This is a genomic window from Citrobacter sp. LUTT5 (genome assembly GCF_009905315.1).
Taxonomy (GTDB): Bacteria; Pseudomonadota; Gammaproteobacteria; order Enterobacterales; family Enterobacteriaceae; genus Citrobacter; species Citrobacter freundii.
This window is the reverse complement of the sequence record NZ_CP047606.1, coordinates 1,340,845-1,359,278: the sequence shown is the minus strand read 5'-3', so window position 1 is coordinate 1,359,278 and position 18,434 is coordinate 1,340,845. Positions and strand designations below refer to the sequence as shown.

The 18,434-nt window shown below is 54.0% G+C and carries 18 protein-coding genes; 8 read left to right on the top strand and 10 right to left on the bottom strand.

What is annotated here, in order from left to right; genetic code table 11:
* Positions 1-15: 15 nt before the first annotated feature.
* From iscA to trmJ, 5 genes are all read right to left on the bottom strand, one after another.
* A complete protein-coding gene (gene iscA / locus GUC46_RS06415) occupies positions 16-339 on the bottom strand; it encodes an iron-sulfur cluster assembly protein IscA (protein WP_003037681.1) in 324 nt (107 codons plus the stop codon).
* A 20-nt stretch (positions 340-359) separates the two neighbouring features.
* Positions 360-746, bottom strand: coding sequence for a Fe-S cluster assembly scaffold IscU (gene iscU, locus GUC46_RS06410; RefSeq protein WP_002913991.1), 387 nt, complete (start codon positions 744-746; stop codon positions 360-362).
* A gap of 25 nt (positions 747-771) precedes the next feature.
* Complete coding sequence (gene iscS / locus GUC46_RS06405) at positions 772-1,986, bottom strand: cysteine desulfurase (protein WP_003838433.1); 1,215 nt, start codon at positions 1,984-1,986, stop codon at positions 772-774.
* Positions 1,987-2,098: 112 nt separating this feature from the next.
* Positions 2,099-2,590, bottom strand: coding sequence for a Fe-S cluster assembly transcriptional regulator IscR (iscR, locus tag GUC46_RS06400; RefSeq protein WP_003037674.1), 492 nt, complete (start codon positions 2,588-2,590; stop codon positions 2,099-2,101).
* Between the two features lie 173 nt (positions 2,591-2,763).
* On the bottom strand, positions 2,764-3,495 hold the full coding sequence (gene trmJ, locus GUC46_RS06395) for a tRNA (cytosine(32)/uridine(32)-2'-O)-methyltransferase TrmJ (RefSeq protein ID WP_003838431.1): 732 nt from the start codon (positions 3,493-3,495) through the stop codon (positions 2,764-2,766).
* A 118-nt stretch (positions 3,496-3,613) separates the two neighbouring features.
* Between trmJ and suhB the strand changes: the two genes are divergently transcribed.
* Positions 3,614-4,417, top strand: a complete 804-nt coding sequence (suhB, locus tag GUC46_RS06390) for an inositol-1-monophosphatase (protein WP_003037670.1) — start codon at positions 3,614-3,616, stop codon at positions 4,415-4,417.
* A 72-nt stretch (positions 4,418-4,489) separates the two neighbouring features.
* Here suhB and GUC46_RS06385 read toward each other — a convergent pair whose 3' ends face one another.
* Positions 4,490-5,470, bottom strand: a complete 981-nt coding sequence (locus GUC46_RS06385; RefSeq protein ID WP_003838430.1) for a nickel/cobalt transporter — start codon at positions 5,468-5,470, stop codon at positions 4,490-4,492.
* Positions 5,461-6,099, bottom strand: a complete 639-nt coding sequence (locus GUC46_RS06380) for a DUF1007 family protein (protein ID WP_130714444.1) — start codon at positions 6,097-6,099, stop codon at positions 5,461-5,463. The genes GUC46_RS06385 and GUC46_RS06380 overlap by 10 nt, the downstream gene beginning before the upstream one ends.
* A 420-nt stretch (positions 6,100-6,519) precedes the next feature.
* Between GUC46_RS06380 and GUC46_RS06375 the strand changes: the two genes are divergently transcribed.
* From GUC46_RS06375 to csiE, 7 genes are all read left to right on the top strand, one after another.
* Positions 6,520-7,503: an autoinducer 2 ABC transporter substrate-binding protein gene (locus GUC46_RS06375; RefSeq protein WP_003037665.1), complete on the top strand. Its 984-nt coding sequence runs from the start codon at positions 6,520-6,522 to the stop codon at positions 7,501-7,503.
* A gap of 103 nt (positions 7,504-7,606) precedes the next feature.
* The gene (locus GUC46_RS06370) at positions 7,607-9,115 is read left to right on the top strand and encodes a sugar ABC transporter ATP-binding protein (protein ID WP_003838428.1); all 1,509 of its coding nucleotides are present in this window, start codon (positions 7,607-7,609) and stop codon (positions 9,113-9,115) included.
* Positions 9,108-10,097 carry an ABC transporter permease gene (locus tag GUC46_RS06365; RefSeq protein WP_003037661.1) on the top strand — a complete coding sequence of 330 codons (990 nt, stop codon included), beginning with the start codon at positions 9,108-9,110 and terminating at the stop codon, positions 10,095-10,097. Before GUC46_RS06370 ends, GUC46_RS06365 begins: the two co-directional genes overlap by 8 nt.
* Position 10,098: 1 nt before the next feature.
* Positions 10,099-11,052 carry an ABC transporter permease gene (locus GUC46_RS06360; protein ID WP_003037658.1) on the top strand — a complete coding sequence of 318 codons (954 nt, stop codon included), beginning with the start codon at positions 10,099-10,101 and terminating at the stop codon, positions 11,050-11,052.
* Between the two features lie 17 nt (positions 11,053-11,069).
* On the top strand, positions 11,070-12,707 hold the full coding sequence (locus tag GUC46_RS06355) for an FGGY-family carbohydrate kinase (RefSeq protein ID WP_046670152.1): 1,638 nt from the start codon (positions 11,070-11,072) through the stop codon (positions 12,705-12,707).
* The gene (locus tag GUC46_RS06350; protein WP_003838425.1) at positions 12,704-13,303 is read left to right on the top strand and encodes an SIS domain-containing protein; all 600 of its coding nucleotides are present in this window, start codon (positions 12,704-12,706) and stop codon (positions 13,301-13,303) included. Before GUC46_RS06355 ends, GUC46_RS06350 begins: the two co-directional genes overlap by 4 nt.
* A gap of 324 nt (positions 13,304-13,627) precedes the next feature.
* A complete protein-coding gene (gene csiE, locus GUC46_RS06345) occupies positions 13,628-14,905 on the top strand; it encodes a stationary phase inducible protein CsiE (protein ID WP_160179936.1) in 1,278 nt (425 codons plus the stop codon).
* On the opposite strand, the gene GUC46_RS06340 is transcribed toward csiE, so the two are convergent.
* The 3 genes from GUC46_RS06340 to GUC46_RS06330 form a co-directional block, all read right to left on the bottom strand.
* Positions 14,900-16,048, bottom strand: a complete 1,149-nt coding sequence (locus GUC46_RS06340; protein ID WP_003037650.1) for a 3-phenylpropionate MFS transporter — start codon at positions 16,046-16,048, stop codon at positions 14,900-14,902. The two genes, csiE and GUC46_RS06340, sit on opposite strands and share 6 nt — an antisense overlap.
* Before the next feature lie 88 nt (positions 16,049-16,136).
* Positions 16,137-16,979: an aldose 1-epimerase gene (locus tag GUC46_RS06335; RefSeq protein ID WP_057101991.1), complete on the bottom strand. Its 843-nt coding sequence runs from the start codon at positions 16,977-16,979 to the stop codon at positions 16,137-16,139.
* Positions 16,979-18,418: a sugar porter family MFS transporter gene (locus GUC46_RS06330; protein WP_003838420.1), complete on the bottom strand. Its 1,440-nt coding sequence runs from the start codon at positions 18,416-18,418 to the stop codon at positions 16,979-16,981. The genes GUC46_RS06335 and GUC46_RS06330 overlap by 1 nt, the downstream gene beginning before the upstream one ends.
* Positions 18,419-18,434 lie beyond the last annotated feature (16 nt).

Genomic DNA, 18,434 nt, shown 5'->3' with positions numbered 1-18,434 from the left:
TTATCGGTAAGCGCGTTACACGTGGAAGCTTTCGCCGCATCCACATTCGTCTTTCACGTTCGGGTTAGTAAACTTAAACCCTTCGTTCAGACCTTCTTTGACGAAGTCTAACTGCGTACCGTCGAGGAATTGCAGGCTCTTACCGTCGACCACAACTTTAACGCCTTTGTCTTCAAACACGGTATCTTCAGCCGCCGGCTCGTCAACAAATTCCAGTACATAGGCCATACCTGAGCAGCCGGAGGTTCTCACGCCCAGACGCAGACCAAACCCTTTACCGCGGTTTGCCAGGAAGGTATTTACACGCGCTGCTGCACTGTCGCTTAAGGTAATCGACATAATAAAACCTCAACTCTTAATTATTTTGCTTCACGTTTGCTTTTGTAATCCGCAATCGCGGCTTTAATCGCGTCTTCAGCCAGAATAGAGCAGTGAATTTTCACCGGTGGCAGTTCAAGCTCGTCGGCGATATCGGTGTTTTTAATCGCCTGTGCTTCGTCCAGAGATTTCCCTTTTACCCATTCGGTAACCAGAGAGCTGGAAGCAATAGCGGAACCGCAGCCGTAAGTCTTGAAACGCGCGTCTTCAATGATACCTTCATTGTTGACTTTAATCTGCAACTTCATCACGTCGCCACAGGCTGGTGCACCCACCATGCCGCTGCCCACGTTCTCGTCGCTGTTGTCAAAAGAACCCACGTTACGTGGATTCTCATAATGATCGATTACTTTTTCGCTGTAAGCCATGCTGAATTCTCCTTATCGGTACCGATTAGTGATGTGACCATTCAATGCTGTTCAGATCCACGCCCTGTTTGTACATTTCCCACAGCGGAGAAAGGTCACGCAGGCGGCCGATGGAGTTGCGAACCAGATTAATGGCGTAGTCAATCTCTTCTTCGGTAGTGAAACGACCTAAAGAGAAACGAATTGAGCTGTGTGCCAGCTCGTCGGTCATCCCCAGCGCGCGCAGCACGTAGGATGGCTCCAGGCTTGCAGAAGTACATGCAGAACCGGAGGATACAGCCAGATCTTTCAGCGCCATAATCAGCGATTCGCCTTCAACATAGTTGAAGCTAACGTTGAGAATGTTCGGTGCGCCCTGCTCGAGATCGCCGTTAAGATACACTTCTTCCATATCTTTCACGCCGTCCCACAGACGGTTACGCAGACTGCGCAGGCGCGCCATCTCGGTTTCCATCTCTTCTTTAGCGATACGGTAAGCTTCACCCATGCCGACGATCTGGTGCACAGGCAGCGTACCGGAACGCATACCGCGCTCGTGACCGCCGCCGTGCATCTGCGCTTCAATACGAATACGCGGTTTACGACGCACGTACAGCGCACCGATACCTTTCGGACCATAGATTTTGTGGCCGGAGAAGGACATCAGATCAACTTTCAGTTGGCTCAGATCGATAGGCAGTTTGCCCACGCTCTGGGTCGCATCGACGTGATAGATGATGCCGCGCGCACGGCACATTTCGCCGATAGTCGCGATATCCTGCACCACGCCGATTTCGTTATTCACGTGCATGATGGACACGAGGATGGTGTCGTCACGCATTGCCGCTTCAAGTTCTTTCAGGTCAATAATGCCGTTACGCTGCGGGGCGAGGTAGGTGACTTCAAATCCTTCGCGCTCCAGCTGACGACAGGTGTCCAGCACGGCTTTGTGTTCGGTTTTGCTGGTGATGATGTGCTTGCCTTTTTTCTGATAAAAGTTGGCTGCACCTTTAATCGCCAGGTTATCGGATTCAGTCGCACCGGAAGTAAAGACGATTTCACGCGGGTCAGCGCCCACGAGGTCAGCAATCTGGTTACGGGCGATATCTACCGCCTCTTCAGCCTGCCAGCCGAAACGGTGTGAACGAGACGCTGGGTTACCAAAGTTTCCGTCCAGGGTCAGACACTGCATCATTTTCTCGGCAACACGCGGGTCCACCGGCGTGGTTGCGGAGTAGTCGAGATAGATCGGTAATTTCATTGCTCTATAAACTCCGTACATCGCTTCAATGCAAGGAATCAGGCAACCGGCTGGATGTACGACCGAGTTAACGGGGTGTGTAACACCCCGGCCTGATTCTAAAATACTTTTATTATGCGCGTAACTTAACGTCGATCGCGTCTTGTGCACGATTAGTGCGTGGAGCGTCATGGGTGTGCTGGCGACCAGACACATCCAGGACTTCCTGATTATTCACCAGTTCGCCCAACGTAATGTTGTTGAGGAAACCGGTCAGACGATCGCTCAGATCGCGCCACAGCGCGTGGGTCAGGCATTTATCGCCGCCCTGACAACCGCCTTTGCCCTGGCAACGGGTCGCATCTACAGACTCGTCCACAGCGCTGATTACTTCACCTACTGCGATGCTGCCGGCATCTTTACCCAACAGATACCCGCCGCCTGGTCCACGTACGCTGGAAACCAGACCGTTTTTACGCAAACGGGAAAACAGCTGCTCCAGATATGACAGGGAAATTCCCTGACGTTCAGAAATATCAGCCAACGGTACCGGGCCCGTTTCGGAGTTGAGCGCAACGTCCAACATTGCGGTCACGGCATAACGCCCTTTTGATGTCAGTCTCATGTCTTACTTAGCCTCAAACTCGCCCCTGCCCGGGGTTTTTTATTGTAAAATGGGGGTATTGCATAGCAGGGGCAAGTCTGACATTCCCGACTAAATCAGTCAACTATTTACTTGACTAATTTAGTCAGGTATTTAACCTTCAGTGCCATTTTTACTTGCCGGAGGCGTTACGTTTACTTGCCTTTATTCTGTTGCTCAATTGAAGCTAAAATTCCGCGCAAAATGTTCAGCTCCTGGCTCTCAGGACGCGCACGCGTAAACAGACGGCGCAGCTTGTTCATCACCTGCCCCGGATGCCCTTCACGGATAAATCCGGTCGACAGCAGCGTTTGTTCCAGATGACCGTAAAAACGCTCTAAATCATCGACCAGCGGATACTCAGCTTCTTCGTATTCTGCGGTCTTCTCACTTTCCTGCGTTGCCAGCCAGGCCATGCGCACTTCATAAGAGATGACCTGCACCGCCATCGCCAGATTAAGCGAACTGTATTCCGGGTTCGCGGCAATAGCGACGTGGTAATGGCACTTCTGCAGTTCTTCATTCGTCAGGCCAACACGTTCACGACCAAACACCAGCGCTACGGGCGAATTCGTCGCTTCAGAGACGCTTTTTAAACCGCATTCACGCGGATCCAGCATCGGCCACGGTAGCGTACGGGAGCGCGCACTGGTGCCTACTACCAGGCTGCAACCTGCCAGCGCTTCATCGAGAGTATCGACAATCTGCGCGCTGCCAATTACATCACTGGCACCTGCCGCCAGAGCGATGGCCTGAGAGTCCGGTTTAACCAGTGGATTTACCAGCCACAGATTGGTTAAACCCATGGTTTTCATTGCGCGGGCTACAGAGCCCATGTTGCCAGTGTGAGAGGTTTCCACCAGCACGATTCGAATATTTTGCAGCATTGTATTTCTTCGGCTAAAGATTATTCGGGCATATTATCATAAAACGAAGACATATTCCGAACTCGCTGCTATACTCTGCGCCGTTTTCCCGTTCTTTAACATCCAGTGAGAGAGACCGATGCATCCGATGCTGACCATCGCCGTGCGCGCAGCGCGCAAGGCGGGTAATGTAATTGCCAAACACTACGAAACCCCAGACTCTGTAGAAACCAGCCAGAAAGGCAGCAATGATTTCGTGACTAACGTCGATAAAGCCGCCGAAGCGATTATTATCGAAACTATTCGCAAATCTTACCCACAGCACACCATCATCACCGAAGAAAGTGGTGAGCACGCAGGTGAAGATCAGGATGTTCAATGGGTTATCGATCCACTGGATGGCACTACTAACTTCGTAAAACGTCTGCCGCACTTCGCGGTATCTATCGCAGTACGCATTAAAGGCCGTACTGAAGTCGCCGTTGTTTACGATCCAATGCGTAACGAACTGTTCACCGCCACTCGCGGCCAGGGCGCACAGCTGAACGGCTATCGTCTGCGTGGCAGCACCGCCCGCGATCTGGACGGCACCATCATCGCCACCGGTTTCCCGTTCAAAGCGAAGCAGCACGCCGCTTCTTACATGAAAATTCTTGGTAAAATGTTTACCGAGTGCGCTGACTTCCGCCGCACAGGTTCTGCTGCGCTGGATCTGGCTTACGTTGCCGCTGCGCGCGTTGACGGTTACTTCGAAATCGGTCTGAAACCATGGGATTTCGCAGCAGGTGAGCTGATTGCACGTGAAGCTGGCGCACTGGTTTGCGACTTCACCGGTGGTCATAACTACCTGGCAACCGGCAACATCGTTGCAGGTAACCCGCGCGTTGTTAAAGCCATGCTGGCTAACATGCGTGACGAACTGAGCGATGCGCTGAAGCGTTAATCTGCTGTGGTGCCGGATGCGACGCTTTCGCGTCTTATCCGGCCTACAAGTCATACCATTCCGCTCACTAATCTAAAATGGTCTTATCCCTCGCCCTACCGGCACCGCGCTCATCCACATCACTACCGCAGCAACAATAAGCACCGCACCACCGGCTAACGCCAGCGTCGTCCAGCCAATCTGTCGCCACAGCACCGGCGCTTTATGCCCGCTAATTTTCACCGCCAATGAGCGAAAGCTATGTACCAGCAAAGCCAATGACGTAATCGTCAAAGAGGTTCCTGCCGCCATCGCCAACGCCGACGCCATACCCCAGCTAAAGACGCCAACCACTTTACTGAACAGCAGCACCATAATTGCGCCAGAGCAGGGACGCATGCCCATAGAGAGAATAATCATCAACCGGGCGCGCCAGTCATCGCCGCTTTGCAGTTGTTCCGGGTTGGGCAAATGCTGATGCCCGCAGCCGCAGCCCTCGTGATGCACATGGTGCGGCGTAAAGGCGGTGAATTTCGGGCGCATCAGCAGCTGGCGCAATTTCTTCAGCGCACGGACACACAATAAAACGCCCAACATGCCAACCAGCGCATAACTTCCTTTCTCCAGCCAGAAACTGCTCATATGCAGCTGTCGGGCAGGCAGTTGCAGCACCGTGAGGACTACAACCACCAGTCCTATTGCCACCAGCCCCTGCAATAGGGAAGACGCCAGCGTCAGCCCAATGCTCGACTTGAGCTTCGACGGATGCGTCGCAAGCCAGGTCGTGATGACGATTTTGCCGTGCCCCGGCCCCAATGCGTGCAATACCCCATATATAAAGCTAAACAACAGCAGAGATCCGCCCGCACGTGTGGGGTTGGCGGCAACCGCTTTCAGCAACCCGCTCATCTGCTGGTTAACGTCGCGCTGCCAGACGACACTGTGCATCATTACCTGAGGCCAGGCTTGCCACAACCACAGCCCCCCGCCTGTCGCCAGCAACAAAAAGACCGCCAGCGGCCATAGCGTGAGCCAACGGCGTCTGGCTGCGCGTTGTTGATAAACTACTGACATTGCAGCGTCACCGTCTGTGCAAACTGTTTACCCAACTCCATATCCTCCGGCGGTGCGTCTTCTTTATCCAGCGACTGCGCAAAACTTAACATGTGTTCATTCGGCGTCGGCGTATGCATTGAAATATGGCATTGCTGGCTTATGGTCTGCGAAAGTCGGGCGTCGCTGTCTTTGTCATAGCTCATATCGACGTAGTAGGTCGGATCGAAGGTTGAAATAGTATATTTTTGACCGCTCAGTGGTTGAGCTTCGGCCAGCGGCAGAACGAACGTCAGCACCGCCTGGTGTTCTTCACGCGCCATGCCATATTCCGTCGGTCTGTTTTTAAACTTTACCTTTTTCCCATCGTGCCACACTTCGGTGAAATAGTGCTGCCCGAGAACGTTGGCCATCACTTCCGCCGCCAGTTTTTTCCAAATTTCATCACCAGGTTTAGCATCCCCCGCGTCGTAAAGCAGATCCGCCGACGTGATTTCATCCATCGTCCAGCGCATTTTTAGCGCGACGAACCGATCATTTTCGCTCACAACTTCGGTTTTCAGATGAATAAAGCTGTGGGGATGCGCACCTGCGCCAAAAGACAGGACAGCGAGAAACAACGTCATATTGATACGTTTAACGCCTTGCATGAGTTCTCCACGATAAAAATCAACACCGCCACAAATAATGATGCCGTATTTGGCGCAAGTGTGCCGAGGATACCATTGAACGAAAAAAAGTTGAGCACCCTTTTCCGGTATCGATTCAGTTCTCAATTTCGATAATTTCTTCTTCGGGAAATTCCACCCAAACACCTTTTCGACGTCAAATCTTAAGTAAAATGATAATAAAATGTTAATTAATAGTTTCATTTTAATGCTTTATTAACACTTAATTTGAACGCTTGAATCTAAAACCATGCAAATTTAACCAATTGTTAACCATTTTGTTTCCATAAATTCACAATAGTGGGCGTATATCACATTCTCCAAACTTATGATTCATTCCCTCTTCCATTCGTTGTTAACTTCACGCCGTGACATGTCCTGCCCCCTACGAAAGGTACAACTATGAAATTCAAACTCGCATTACTCAGTGCAACCCTGGTTTCTGCATGCATGTTGTCCGGCACGTCCTTTGCGGCGGAAAAATATGAAATTGCTGTGGTTGCAAAGGTCACCGGTATTCCCTGGTTTAACCGCATGGAAACCGGCGTTAACGAAGCAGCAAAAAAACTGGATGTGAACGCTTACCAGACCGGTCCATCTACGCCGGATCCGGCACAGCAGGTCAAAGTGATTGAGGATCTGATCGCCAAAAACGTCAACGCAATCATCGTGGTACCGAACGATGCCAAGGTTCTTGAGCCAGTACTGAAAAAAGCGCGCGATAAAGGCATTGTGGTCCTGACGCACGAATCCCCGGACGAGCAAATCGGTCAGTGGGATATCGAAACCATCGATAGTGAAAAATACGCACAAGCCAACGTCGATGAGTTAGCGAAAAATATGGGCGGCAAAGGCGGGTATGCAATCTATGTTGGTTCGCTGACGGTCCCACTGCATAACGCGTGGGCGGATTATGCAATTAAGTACCAGAAAGAAAAATATCCGGAAATGTTCGAGGTCACTTCACGCCTGCCGGTCGCGGAAAGCATTGATAAATCCTACGCCACCACGCTAGATCTGATGAAAACCTATCCGCAGATGAAGGGCATTATCGGCTTCGGCTCACTGGGTCCAATTGGTGCGGGTCAGGCTGTGCAGAAAAAACGCGCCAAAGATAAAATTGCCGTTGTCGGGATCGCCATGCCAGCGCAGGCTGCGCCTTACCTGATGCGTGGAGATATCAAAAAAGCGCTGCTGTGGGATCCAAAAGATGCGGGCTATGCGCTGGTAACGGTTGCCGATCAGCTGTTGCAGGGCAAAGAAGTCAATGCAGATCTGAGTATCGACGGTTTAGGGAAAGCCGATATCGACACGGAGAAGAAAGTGATCCGCTTTAACAAGATCCTCGAAGTCACCAAAGACAACGCACAATCACTTGGTTTCTAAGGCTTTAGCCAACACCAGGGAACCTTAACGCCGACCGTCTGGTCGGCGCTATCAACCAAACTAACACTCAGCGTCCGTCAGGGCGCTCGCAGGGGTATTGTCCATGGCAGACACCACCGCATTTATCACTCTTGAGAATATCAGCAAACAATTCCCGGGCGTGCTGGCGCTGGATAACGTGAATCTGACGCTGAGAAAAGGCGAAGTTCACTGTCTGGCGGGTCAAAACGGCTGTGGTAAAAGTACCATTATTAAAGTGATCTCTGGGGTTTATCACCCGGAAAAAGGCGCGCAAATTTTACTCGACGGAAAATTGTTCCATCACCTGACGCCGCAGCTCTCTTCCCATTATGGCATTCAGGTTATTTATCAGGACCTGTCGTTGTTCCCCAACTTTAGCGTCGCAGAAAATATCGCGGTCAACCGCTATCTGCCGGGCGGTGATATCTGGGTGCGTCGTGGTGCTATGAAACAGCAGGCGCTGGCAGCCATGAAACGTATCGGGGTGAATATCGATCCCGATAAAAAAGTAGAAAAACTCTCGATTGCCGACCGACAGCTGGTCGCTATTTGCCGAGCAATTGCCGCCGATGCGCGTCTGGTGATTATGGACGAGCCCACCGCCTCGCTGACCCGTCAGGAGGTCAATGGCCTGCTGAAGGTGGTTAACGAACTGAAAGCGGCTGGCATTTGCGTGGTGTTTGTCAGCCATCGTCTGGATGAAGTAATGGAAGTGGCAGACCGTATCAGCGTCATGCGCGACGGCAAACTGGTGGGCACATATCCTGCCAGCGAACTGGACAGTCACGAGCTGGCTTTCCTGATGACCGGACAACGCTTCCACTACAGCCCGCTGCCGGAGAAATCATTCGACGATCGAGAACCCCTGCTGGAGCTGCGCAACCTCAGCCGCAGAGGCAAATACCAGAACATTAATCTGTCGCTACATGGCGGCGAGATTGTCTCGATTGTCGGCCTGTTGGGCGCCGGGCGTACCGAACTTTGCCTCAGTTTGTTCGGCATGACCCAGCCGGAAAGCGGAGAGATGCGTATTAACGGTCAGCCGGTCACGCTTCGTAATAACCACGACGCCATTAAGCACGGGATCGGCTACGTCTCAGAAGATCGCCTGACGCAGGGGCTGATCATGGAGCAGTCGATTTACGACAACACCATCGTCACGGTGTTTGATCAACTGCACACCGGTAGCGGCTTGCTCGATCATCGTAAAGCGCAAAAGCTGGTCGCCGATTTAATCCGCGAACTGAATATCAAAGTGTCCGATCCGCACCTGCCGGTCAAAACCCTTTCCGGCGGCAATGCCCAGCGTATCGCCATTGCCAAATGGGTGGCGACCAATCCCCGCATCCTGATCCTCGACTCGCCTACCGTCGGCGTGGATATCGCCAACAAAGAGGGCATTTACCAGATAGCCCGCGATTTGGCGGAACAAGGTATGGCGGTGCTGATGATTTGCGATGAAATTCCGGAAGCATATTACAACAGCCACCGCGTGCTGGTGATGCGTCGCGGCAGACTGGTGGCGGAATTTAATCCTCATCACTGCCGTGAAGAGGAGATTGCTGAAGTGGTCGAGGTAATCAATGAATAAGATGCATCTGTCCCGTTTAATCGGGCAACATGAATTCTGGCTGGGCCTGCTGGTCGTGGCGCTGGCGGTTGGGCTAAGTGTCAGCACCGATGAGTTCCTCTCGCTCGGCAATCTGACAGATGTGGCCACCAGCTACGCGATTCTCGGCATTCTCGCCTGCGGGTTGTTTGTGGTGCTGATTTCCGGTGGGATCGATATCTCATTTCCGGCGATGACCGCGATTGCCCAGTATGCGATGGCCAGTTGGGTGATCGGCCACGGCGGCAACTTCGCTCTGGCGTTAACCATTGCGATTGCGGTGGGCCTGCTGCTTGGGCTCATTAATGGCTTCCTGGTCTACTGGCTGCGCGTTCCGGCAATCATCATTACCATCGCCACGCTGAACGTCTACTACGGTCTTCTGGTTTACGCCACCAAAGGTACCTGGCTGTACGGTTTCCCTGACTGGTTTATGAACGGCATTAACTGGTTCTCCTTCACCGCGGCAGATGGCTACGACTACGGCCTCACCCTGCCCCTGCTGTGTCTGGCGGCGGTGATCGTCTTTACCGCAGTGCTGATGAACTATACCCGTCTTGGCCGTCAGGTTTACGCCATGGGCGGCAACCGCGACGCGGCCTCACGCCTGGGGCTGAATCTGCTGAAGCTGCATTTCTACGTCTATGGCTATATGGGCATTCTGGCAGGTGTTGCCGCCGTGGTTCAGGCGCAAATCACCCAGTCAGTTGCACCCAATTCGCTGCTCGGCTTTGAGCTGACGGTGCTGGCGGCGGTCGTACTCGGCGGAACCAGCATGAGCGGCGGGCGCGGTACGTTGACCGGAACCCTGCTCGGCGTTGTCTTGCTCGCCTTCTTACAAAATGGTCTGACGCTACTCAGCGTCTCCTCTTACTGGCACACCGTATTCAGCGGCGCCATTATCCTGGTCAGCATCAGTGCCACGGCCTGGAACGAAAAACGCAAACTGGCAAGGGAGCTTTGAGATGAAAACAATCGCCAGATTTTTACCCGGTGATGCCATCATTCGTCTGCAATGCGTCATTATTGTGGTCGTCGCCCTGGTTTTCTCAGCCCTGCTCGGCAGCCGTTTTTTTAGCGTCGCTAACTTCCAGTCGATAGGCTCACAGTTACCGATCCTCGGTATGCTGGCCCTCGGGATGGGTATGACCATGCTGACCGGCGGCATTAACCTGTCAATTATTGCCGGGGCGAACGCCTGCTCGCTGGTAATGGCAGCGATTATCGTTACCCATCCGGATAACCCGCTGTTTCTGGTGCTGGCGCTGCTGGCAGGTGCAGCCGTGGCGGTGGCTATCGGTACGCTCAACGGCGCGCTGATTGCCTGGGTCGGCGTCTCACCGATTCTCGCCACCCTCGGCACGATGACACTTATCTCCGGGCTGAATATTCTGCTCTCCAACGGGACGGTGATTTCGGGTTTCCCGACCGCCATTCAGTACCTTGGCAACGCCACGATTGCGGGTATTCCGGTGGCGCTGTTGCTCTTTTTCCTGGTGGCAATCCTGCTATGGGTACTGCTGGAGCACACCACGCTGGGGCGCAGTCTTTATCTCGTCGGCTCCAATGAACAGGCTACCCGCTACAGTGGTGTTAATACCGTACGGGTACAAATTTCCGTGTACGTGATTTCAGCCCTGCTCGGCTGGGTCGCCGCCATTCTGATGATGGCGAAATTCAACTCGGCAAAAGCCGGATACGGTGAGTCCTACCTGCTGGTCACCATCCTTGCCTCCGTACTCGGCGGCATCAATCCGGATGGCGGCTTCGGACGCATTATCGGCCTGGTACTGGCGCTGATTGTGCTGCAAATGCTGGAAAGCGGCCTTAACTTGCTGGGGGTCAGCAGCTATCTGACGATGGCGCTGTGGGGCGCGGTGCTGATCCTCTTTATCGCATTACAGAATCGTAAAGCCTGATTTCAGGAGAAAAAATTATGGCAAGTTACTTTATTGGTGTGGATGTCGGAACCGGTAGCGCCCGTGCTGGCGTGTTTGATCTCAACGGCAGAATGGTCGGCCAGGCCAGTCGGGCCATCGAGATTTACCGCCCGCAGGCCGATTTTGTTGAGCAGTCTTCCGATAACATCTGGCAGGCAGTGTGTAACGCGGTTCGCGATGCGATTAACCAGTCGGATATCAACCCTATCCAGGTGAAAGGTCTGGGCTTTGACGCGACCTGTTCACTGGTGGTGTTGGATAAAGAAGGTAAACCGCTGACCATTAGTCCGTCCGGGCGCAGCGAACAGAATATCATTGTGTGGATGGATCACCGCGCCATTACTCAGGCTGAGCGCATTAACGCCCTGCATCATCGGGTGCTGGACTACGTTGGCGGTATTATCTCCCCGGAAATGCAAACGCCCAAACTGCTGTGGTTGAAGCAACATATGCCCAACACCTGGGCCAATGCGGGATACTACTTTGACCTGCCCGATTTCCTGACCTGGCGCGCAACGGGCGATGACACGCGCTCACTGTGCTCGACGGTGTGTAAATGGACCTATATGGGCCATGAAGACAAATGGGATGACAGCTATTTCCGCCAGATTGGGCTGGAAGACTTGCTGGAACATGATGCTGCCAAAATTGGTCGCTACGTGAAAACCATGGGCGAACCGCTCGGTCATGGTCTTTCTCCGCGCGCCGCCAGCGAAATGGGGCTGATTCCGGGGACCGCTGTCAGCGTCTCGATCATCGATGCCCACGCCGGTACGCTCGGCACGCTCGGCGCGAGCGGTGTCTCTGGCGAGGTGGCGGATTTTGACCGCCGCGTCGCGCTGATTGGCGGCACCTCTACCGGACACATGGCGATTTCCAAAGAGCCGCGTTTTATCGGCGGCGTTTGGGGTCCTTACTACTCAGCAGTGCTGCCAGAATACTGGCTTAACGAAGGTGGACAGTCGGCAACCGGGGCGTTAATCGACCACGTTATTCAGTCGCATCCTTGTTACGAAACCTTGTTGACCCAGGCGAAATCTCAAGGGCAGACCATTTATGAAGTGCTGAATGCGCTGCTGCGTAAAATGGCCGGTGAGCCGGAAGATATCGCATTTTTAACCCGTGACATGCACATCCTGCCCTATTTCCACGGCAACCGTTCACCTCGCGCCAACCCAACGCTCACAGGCGCTATCACCGGACTGAAGCTGTCACGCACGCCGGAAGATATGGCGTTACAGTACCTCGCGACCATCCAGGCCATTGCGCTGGGAACCCGTCATATCATTGAAACGATGAATCAAAGCGGCTACACCATCGATACCATTATGGCCAGCGGCGGCGGGACGAAAAACCCGATCTTCGTTCAGGAGCATGCCAACGCCACCGGCTGTGCGATGCTGCTGCCTGAAGAGAGCGAAGCCATGCTGCTGGGTGGCGCCATGATGGGAACTATCGCCGCGGGCGTGTTCGATACCTTCCCGGAAGCAATGTCAGCGATGAGCCGGATTGGTAAAACGGTTACCCCGCAGACTAATCGCATTAAGCAGTACTACGATCGCAAATATCGGGTATTCCACGAGATGTATCAGGATCATATGAAATACCGCCAGTTGATGCAGGAGGACGCATGAGTAACTCCTGGTCTCAGGCCAGCGGCGTATTCCAGCTCTATAGCGATGCCCTGGCGGGTCTGGGGCAGCATCTGACTGAACCTGTCTGGCAGTCGCTGATGGCGGAGCTGCGCGGTTGTCAGGGCAAAATCGTCGTCACCGGCGTCGGCACCTCTGGCATTGCTGCGCGTAAAGTCGCGCATATGCTTGCCTGCGTGGAACGTCCAGCGATTTACCTCAACGCGACGGATGCAGCGCATGGCGATCTCGGTTTTTTACGCGCAGACGACCTGGTGATTATGCTGTCACGCGGGGGTAATTCGGACGAGCTCACCCGGCTGCTGCCCGGACTGGCTGCGAGGAATGTGCCCATACTGAGCGTGACTGAAAACGCGGATTCGGCCATCGCTAAAGCATCGAAGCTAGTGATTTCCACAGGCGTTCAGCGAGAGGCCGACCCGCTGAACATGTTGGCTACCACCTCTATTTTACTGGTGCTGGCTATCTTTGACGCCGCCTGCGCCTGTCTGATGAGCGAGAGCGGCTACTCAAAGGAAACGCTGCTGGCGGTACATCCGGGCGGCGATGTGGGATTAACGTTGAGTCGTGAGAAGTAACGCCAGACAGCTGTTACGGAGGTAATGAATCTGTTGCCTCCGTCGTATTGCTACGTTCACTTTAGGTTTTTCACTTCTCTGCGATAGCATGTTCATACCTCCCTCCGCCAGCATTCCCCCCTCTGGCATTTTTTTATATCTCAACAAAAAGATAAAACAGTGAAAAAGCGGATTAACGCGCTGCGTTCCACTCCCGCTATCTGTTCCGCACGTTAAAAATTCTGTGACGCTCTCCAGCATTCCTGGTGGAAAGCATTCCATTCATCAAATCTATGAGCAAACTTTAGCTATTCTTATCAAACATACTTACGGGAGACCCTACAGATGATGTCAACGCTTGCTCCGCCATCTGTACTTTCCGCTCCCCAGCGCCGTTGCCAGGTTCTGCTGACGCTTTTCCTGCCAGGGCAAATCGCGACTACACAAACCTTCAGCAGCCTCAATGGTGTCGATGATGCCACGGTTCAGGAAGATATTATTGGCGCAGGGCTCGAAATCCAGCGCTATCACCGGCTCACGATAGCCACCGCGCAGAATGGTGGCTATGCGATCGAAGGACCCCCGCTAAATCAGCGTCTGTGTCTGTTGCAGTGGCTGCGTCGTGGCCTGCGGATTTGCCCTACTTTTATCGCTCAGCATTTCACGCCCACTTTAAAAATTGCTCTTAAACAACAAGGTATCGCACGTACGCTGTATGACGACACCAATCTGCATGCGCTCATCAATCTGTGCTCCCGGCGCTTACAGAAGCCGTTTGAGTGTCGTGACATCCAGTTCCTGCGCTTGTATTTACAATATTGCCTGCTGCAACATCACGCAGGGATCACCCCAGAGTTTAATCCACTCCAGCAACGGTGGGCACAATCCTGCGCGGAGTATCCGCTCGCCGAGGAAATTGGCCGCCACTGGCAGCGCCACGTCATGCAAAGTGCGCCGCTGGGCGAATCGCTGTTTATGGCGTTGTTATTCTCAATGATCCGCATCCCCGACCCGATCCGCGATAATCACCAGCAGGATCGCCGCCTGCGCCTTGCTATTGCGCGGCTGGTGCTGCGTTTTCGCGAGTATGGCAACGTGCGCTTCAGCGACGAGCAAGGGTTGAATGACCAGTTGTATATCCACCTGGCCCAGGCACTGAACCGCAGCGTGTTTGCCATCGGCATTGATAACACGCTACCGGAGGAGTTCAGCCGACTTTATCCCCGGCTGGTTCGAACTACCCGCGAGGCGATTCACGGCTTTGAAGCGGAATACGATGTCCAGTTTTCAGAAGAAGAGATCGGCCTGGTCGCCGTTATTTTCGGCGCCTGGCTGATGCAGGAGAAGGATTTGCACGAAAAGCAGATTATCCTGCTGACCGGTAGTAACGAACAACTTGAAGCGCATATAGAGCAACAGCTGCGCGAACTGACGTTGCTGCCGCTCAACGTAAAACATATGCCGATGCAGGACTTTCAAAAAGAGGGAGCGCCGCGTGGCGTAACGCTGATTATTACACCGTACACCACGCCGCTACCGCTGTTTTCTCCCCCGCTGATTCATGCGGATCTGGCGCTTACGTCTCACCAGCAGCAGCAGATCCGCAAAATCCTTGAATCATAACGTCGCAGGCTGCGCCACCACTTTCGGGCGCAGAACAATTGCCGGGAGCGCCACCAGCGCCATCACCCAGAATACGCCGCTGCCCAGGTTCTGGTACAGATAGCCGGCGAAAACGGTCATGATGGCGATACTGCCGCCCATCGCCACCGCAGAATATACCGCCTGGAGACGAATCACCTCACTGCCCTGTCGCGCAGCAATGTAACGCATCGCCGCCAGGTGGCAGACGGTAAACGTTCCACAATGCAGGATTTGCACCACAATCAGCCATGGCAGCTCTGTGCTCCAGCCCATCAGACCCCAACGCGCCACGCCGCAAACGGCGGAAAGCAGCAGAAGATCGCGAGCGCTAAAGCGGCGGAACAGCTTGTGGCTGAGCGCAAAAATAATCACTTCCGCCACCACGCCTAATGACCATAAATAGCCCACCGCCGAAGCGGAATACCCGGCAGACTGCCAGTAAATGGCGCTGAAACCGTAATAAGCTGCATGTGCGCCCTGCAGCAGACTCACGCAGGCCAGAAAACGCCAGCTTTGGGTTATTAGCGCGCGCCAGGCGGGCCATCCTGCGCTCTCCTGCTGACGGTTTTCACCCGCTGGTTGCACGCTCGGGCGAATCATCATGCCCAGCAGCATTGAGGCGGCGCCAAGCGATAACAGGACCAGGATCACCCGATAGTCGAACAGGCTCACCAGTTTGCCGGTCAACGCAGAGCCGATCACAAAGGCCACGGATCCCCACAGTCGCACCCGACCGTAATCCATGGTTATCTGTTTTTGCCAGGTGTTGGCCAGTGCGTCGGTCAGCGGCACCAGCGGCGAGAAAAACAGGTTAAAGCCGACCATCACCACCATCAGCCACGCCACGTTAGTCCCCGCCCAGAAGGCCAGCGCAAACACCAACGTCAACAAGGCCAGAATACGTAACGCTGAGATCAGCCGAGAGGGATCGCTCACACGCGGTGCAATCAGCAAGCTACCGAGAAAACGGGCAATCAGCCCCGCGCCCAGCAGTAAACCGATGGTTTCCGGCGTCAGCCCTAACCCTTCGAGCCAGACGCTCCAGAAAGGCAGAAAGATACCGTAGCTAAAGAAGTAGGTGAAATAACCGAGCGCCAGCCAGCGCGTGGAATGCAAAGCCATGAATCCCTCCCGTTTGGAGGCGATAGTCTGGCGACAAACGCAGGCTGGCGCAAGAGAGCATTAACAGGCAGATAACATGATTTTTGCCCTATTCGACGCTAATTTGCATCGCAAAATGGCAGCGTTCTCCCTGCGCTAAAACCTGCAATCCCGGCTGCCCCTGCATGTTGTGGGCATTCACCGGATGCGTTTGCGGCTCCAGGCACAGGAACTCCTCACCCGACATTCTGAACAGCATCAACCACGGAGTTTGCGCTAAAATCGTGACTTTCATCACATCTCGCTGAATAACGGCCCGCCCGCTCCAGCCAGAATATCCGACATTCAGCCAGCTATCCTCACCGTATTGCGCATGCTTGAAATCCGCCACTGCAGGGATATCGCGTTGCCATTCCAGCGGCAGATGCTGTTCCCCCTCCGGCCAGTAACCGCCGGCGGTGAACTGCGCCGTGCTGCGCTTATCAAAGGCGAAAAATGGATGGAACCCACAGCCGTAAATCATTGGCTGCTCACCGCAATGGGTGAGCGTCAACGAGGCGTGCAGGCTTGAGGTTTCCAGTTGATAACAAAGCCGCGCCGTATAGTCGTAGCCGCAGGGGTGCCAACTGCGCAACTGCAGCAAACAGCCGCTTTGGGTAGCGGTAATAATCTGCCAGCGTTGCAGCCAGCCGTCACCGTGCAGGAAGAAAGTGTCGTCTGCGCCATGCTGAGGTAAAACCACCTCTTCACCGCGCAGCATAAAACGATTTCCCGCCACCCGATTCGCGACCGGCAGCATCGGGAACAGGCCGCAATCACCAGGCCGCTGACCATGACCTTCGCGTAAAATGGCCTGTTGATGTTGTAACGAAACCAGGCTTAATAGAGAACCGCCCTGCGGATCGACGCACATCCGCAGATGTGCGTTTTGTAGCGTCAGCAGACCATCCATTAGCGGGCGCTTCGCGGTTGGGTTGATGCACCGACTTTTGTATGCTGCGCCGCCAGCTGTTCTTCCAGCGCTTCCAGCGTCACGCCTTTGGTTTCCGGTACATTACGCAGAACATAGATGAAGCCCATCGCGCAAATCACACCGTACAGCAGGAAGCTTCCCGACGCGCCCAGACTCGCATTGAGCAGCGGGAAGGTATAGGTCAGCAGGAAACAAGCAATCCACAGCGCCAGCGTCCCCAGCGACATTGCCAGCCCGCGCACGCGGTTGGGAAAAATTTCTGATAGCAGCACCCAGGTCACCGGCGCCAGCGTCAGAGCATAAATCGCGATTGCCGCCAGCACCAGAACCAGAACCGGCCAGCCCATAATGCCCAACCCGTACGCCCCGGCAATCAGTACGTAGATAACCGTCAATCCTGACGCGCCGAACAGCATCAGTTTACGACGGCCAATTTTGTCCACTAACGGCAGAGCGGCAAGGGTAAAGACCAGATTGATGATCCCTGTCGCCACGATCGATTTTAACGTACCGTTGATGTCGAATCCGGCAGAGGCGAAGATCTCCTGCGCATAGTTGAAAATAACGTTGATCCCACACCACTGCTGGAACACTGCCAGCACCATGCCAATAATCACGATCGGTTTGATCTGCGGTTGTAACAGCGTTGACCACGCGACCTTGTGATTATCTTTTTGCAGCGTATGTTCAATCTCTTTCAGCGTTTGCCCGGCATATTCCGCCGAACCAATGCGCTGCAGCATGGCACGCGCACGATCGGCTTTGCCCGCTTTCACCAGCCAGCGCGGCGATTCAGGTACAAAGAACATCAGCACCAGGAAAATTACCGCAGGCACTAATTCAGCACCAAACATCCAGCGCCAGCCTGTCTGACCGTTCCAGCTTTCAACAATTGCCTGCTGCGTAGCGCCTGTGGCAACAGGTTCGGCAATCATCAGGTTGATAAGCTGCGCCGCCAGCACGCCAATGACGATGGTGAGCTGGTTAACGGCAACAAAGCGACCACGCTTTTCAGCGGGGCTGACCTCGGCGATATACAGCGGACTTAGCGCAGACGCCAGACCAATCCCCACGCCACCCACAATGCGATAGACAATAAACATGTCGAAATTGCTGGCGACGGCAGTTCCCCAGGCAGAAGCGCTAAAGAGGATCGCTGAAAGAATCAGCGGCATTTTTCGGCCAAATTTATCGGCGCACCAGCCGGAAATCAGCGCGCCAAAGATACAACCAACCAGCGCGGAACTCATCGCCCAGCCGGATTGCGCCGGATCGGTAATCGAGAAATATGCTTCATAGAAGGGTTTTGCCCCGCCGATCACCACCCAGTCATAGCCAAACAGTAAACCTCCGCAGGCCGCAACCAGGCAGATAGTCCAGACGTAACCAATCTTTAAATGTGTCTGCGCGTTATTCATTATGATTCCTCTTTCA

What these genes read in the sequence shown, in the direction of transcription:
- iscA (WP_003037681.1), bottom strand. Translation starts at nt 339, where the DNA reads ATGTCGATTACCTTAAGCGACAGTGCAGCAGCGCGTGTAAATACCTTC.
- iscU (WP_002913991.1), bottom strand. Translation starts at nt 746, where the DNA reads ATGGCTTACAGCGAAAAAGTAATCGATCATTATGAGAATCCACGTAAC.
- iscS (WP_003838433.1), bottom strand. Translation starts at nt 1,986, where the DNA reads ATGAAATTACCGATCTATCTCGACTACTCCGCAACCACGCCGGTGGAC.
- iscR (WP_003037674.1), bottom strand. Translation starts at nt 2,590, where the DNA reads ATGAGACTGACATCAAAAGGGCGTTATGCCGTGACCGCAATGTTGGAC.
- trmJ (WP_003838431.1), bottom strand. Translation starts at nt 3,495, where the DNA reads ATGCTGCAAAATATTCGAATCGTGCTGGTGGAAACCTCTCACACTGGC.
- suhB (WP_003037670.1), top strand. Translation starts at nt 3,614, where the DNA reads ATGCATCCGATGCTGACCATCGCCGTGCGCGCAGCGCGCAAGGCGGGT.
- GUC46_RS06385 (WP_003838430.1), bottom strand. Translation starts at nt 5,470, where the DNA reads ATGTCAGTAGTTTATCAACAACGCGCAGCCAGACGCCGTTGGCTCACG.
- GUC46_RS06380 (WP_130714444.1), bottom strand. Translation starts at nt 6,099, where the DNA reads ATGCAAGGCGTTAAACGTATCAATATGACGTTGTTTCTCGCTGTCCTG.
- GUC46_RS06375 (WP_003037665.1), top strand. Translation starts at nt 6,520, where the DNA reads ATGAAATTCAAACTCGCATTACTCAGTGCAACCCTGGTTTCTGCATGC.
- GUC46_RS06370 (WP_003838428.1), top strand. Translation starts at nt 7,607, where the DNA reads ATGGCAGACACCACCGCATTTATCACTCTTGAGAATATCAGCAAACAA.
- GUC46_RS06365 (WP_003037661.1), top strand. Translation starts at nt 9,108, where the DNA reads ATGAATAAGATGCATCTGTCCCGTTTAATCGGGCAACATGAATTCTGG.
- GUC46_RS06360 (WP_003037658.1), top strand. Translation starts at nt 10,099, where the DNA reads ATGAAAACAATCGCCAGATTTTTACCCGGTGATGCCATCATTCGTCTG.
- GUC46_RS06355 (WP_046670152.1), top strand. Translation starts at nt 11,070, where the DNA reads ATGGCAAGTTACTTTATTGGTGTGGATGTCGGAACCGGTAGCGCCCGT.
- GUC46_RS06350 (WP_003838425.1), top strand. Translation starts at nt 12,704, where the DNA reads ATGAGTAACTCCTGGTCTCAGGCCAGCGGCGTATTCCAGCTCTATAGC.
- csiE (WP_160179936.1), top strand. Translation starts at nt 13,628, where the DNA reads ATGATGTCAACGCTTGCTCCGCCATCTGTACTTTCCGCTCCCCAGCGC.
- GUC46_RS06340 (WP_003037650.1), bottom strand. Translation starts at nt 16,048, where the DNA reads ATGGCTTTGCATTCCACGCGCTGGCTGGCGCTCGGTTATTTCACCTAC.
- GUC46_RS06335 (WP_057101991.1), bottom strand. Translation starts at nt 16,979, where the DNA reads ATGGATGGTCTGCTGACGCTACAAAACGCACATCTGCGGATGTGCGTC.
- GUC46_RS06330 (WP_003838420.1), bottom strand. Translation starts at nt 18,418, where the DNA reads ATGAATAACGCGCAGACACATTTAAAGATTGGTTACGTCTGGACTATC.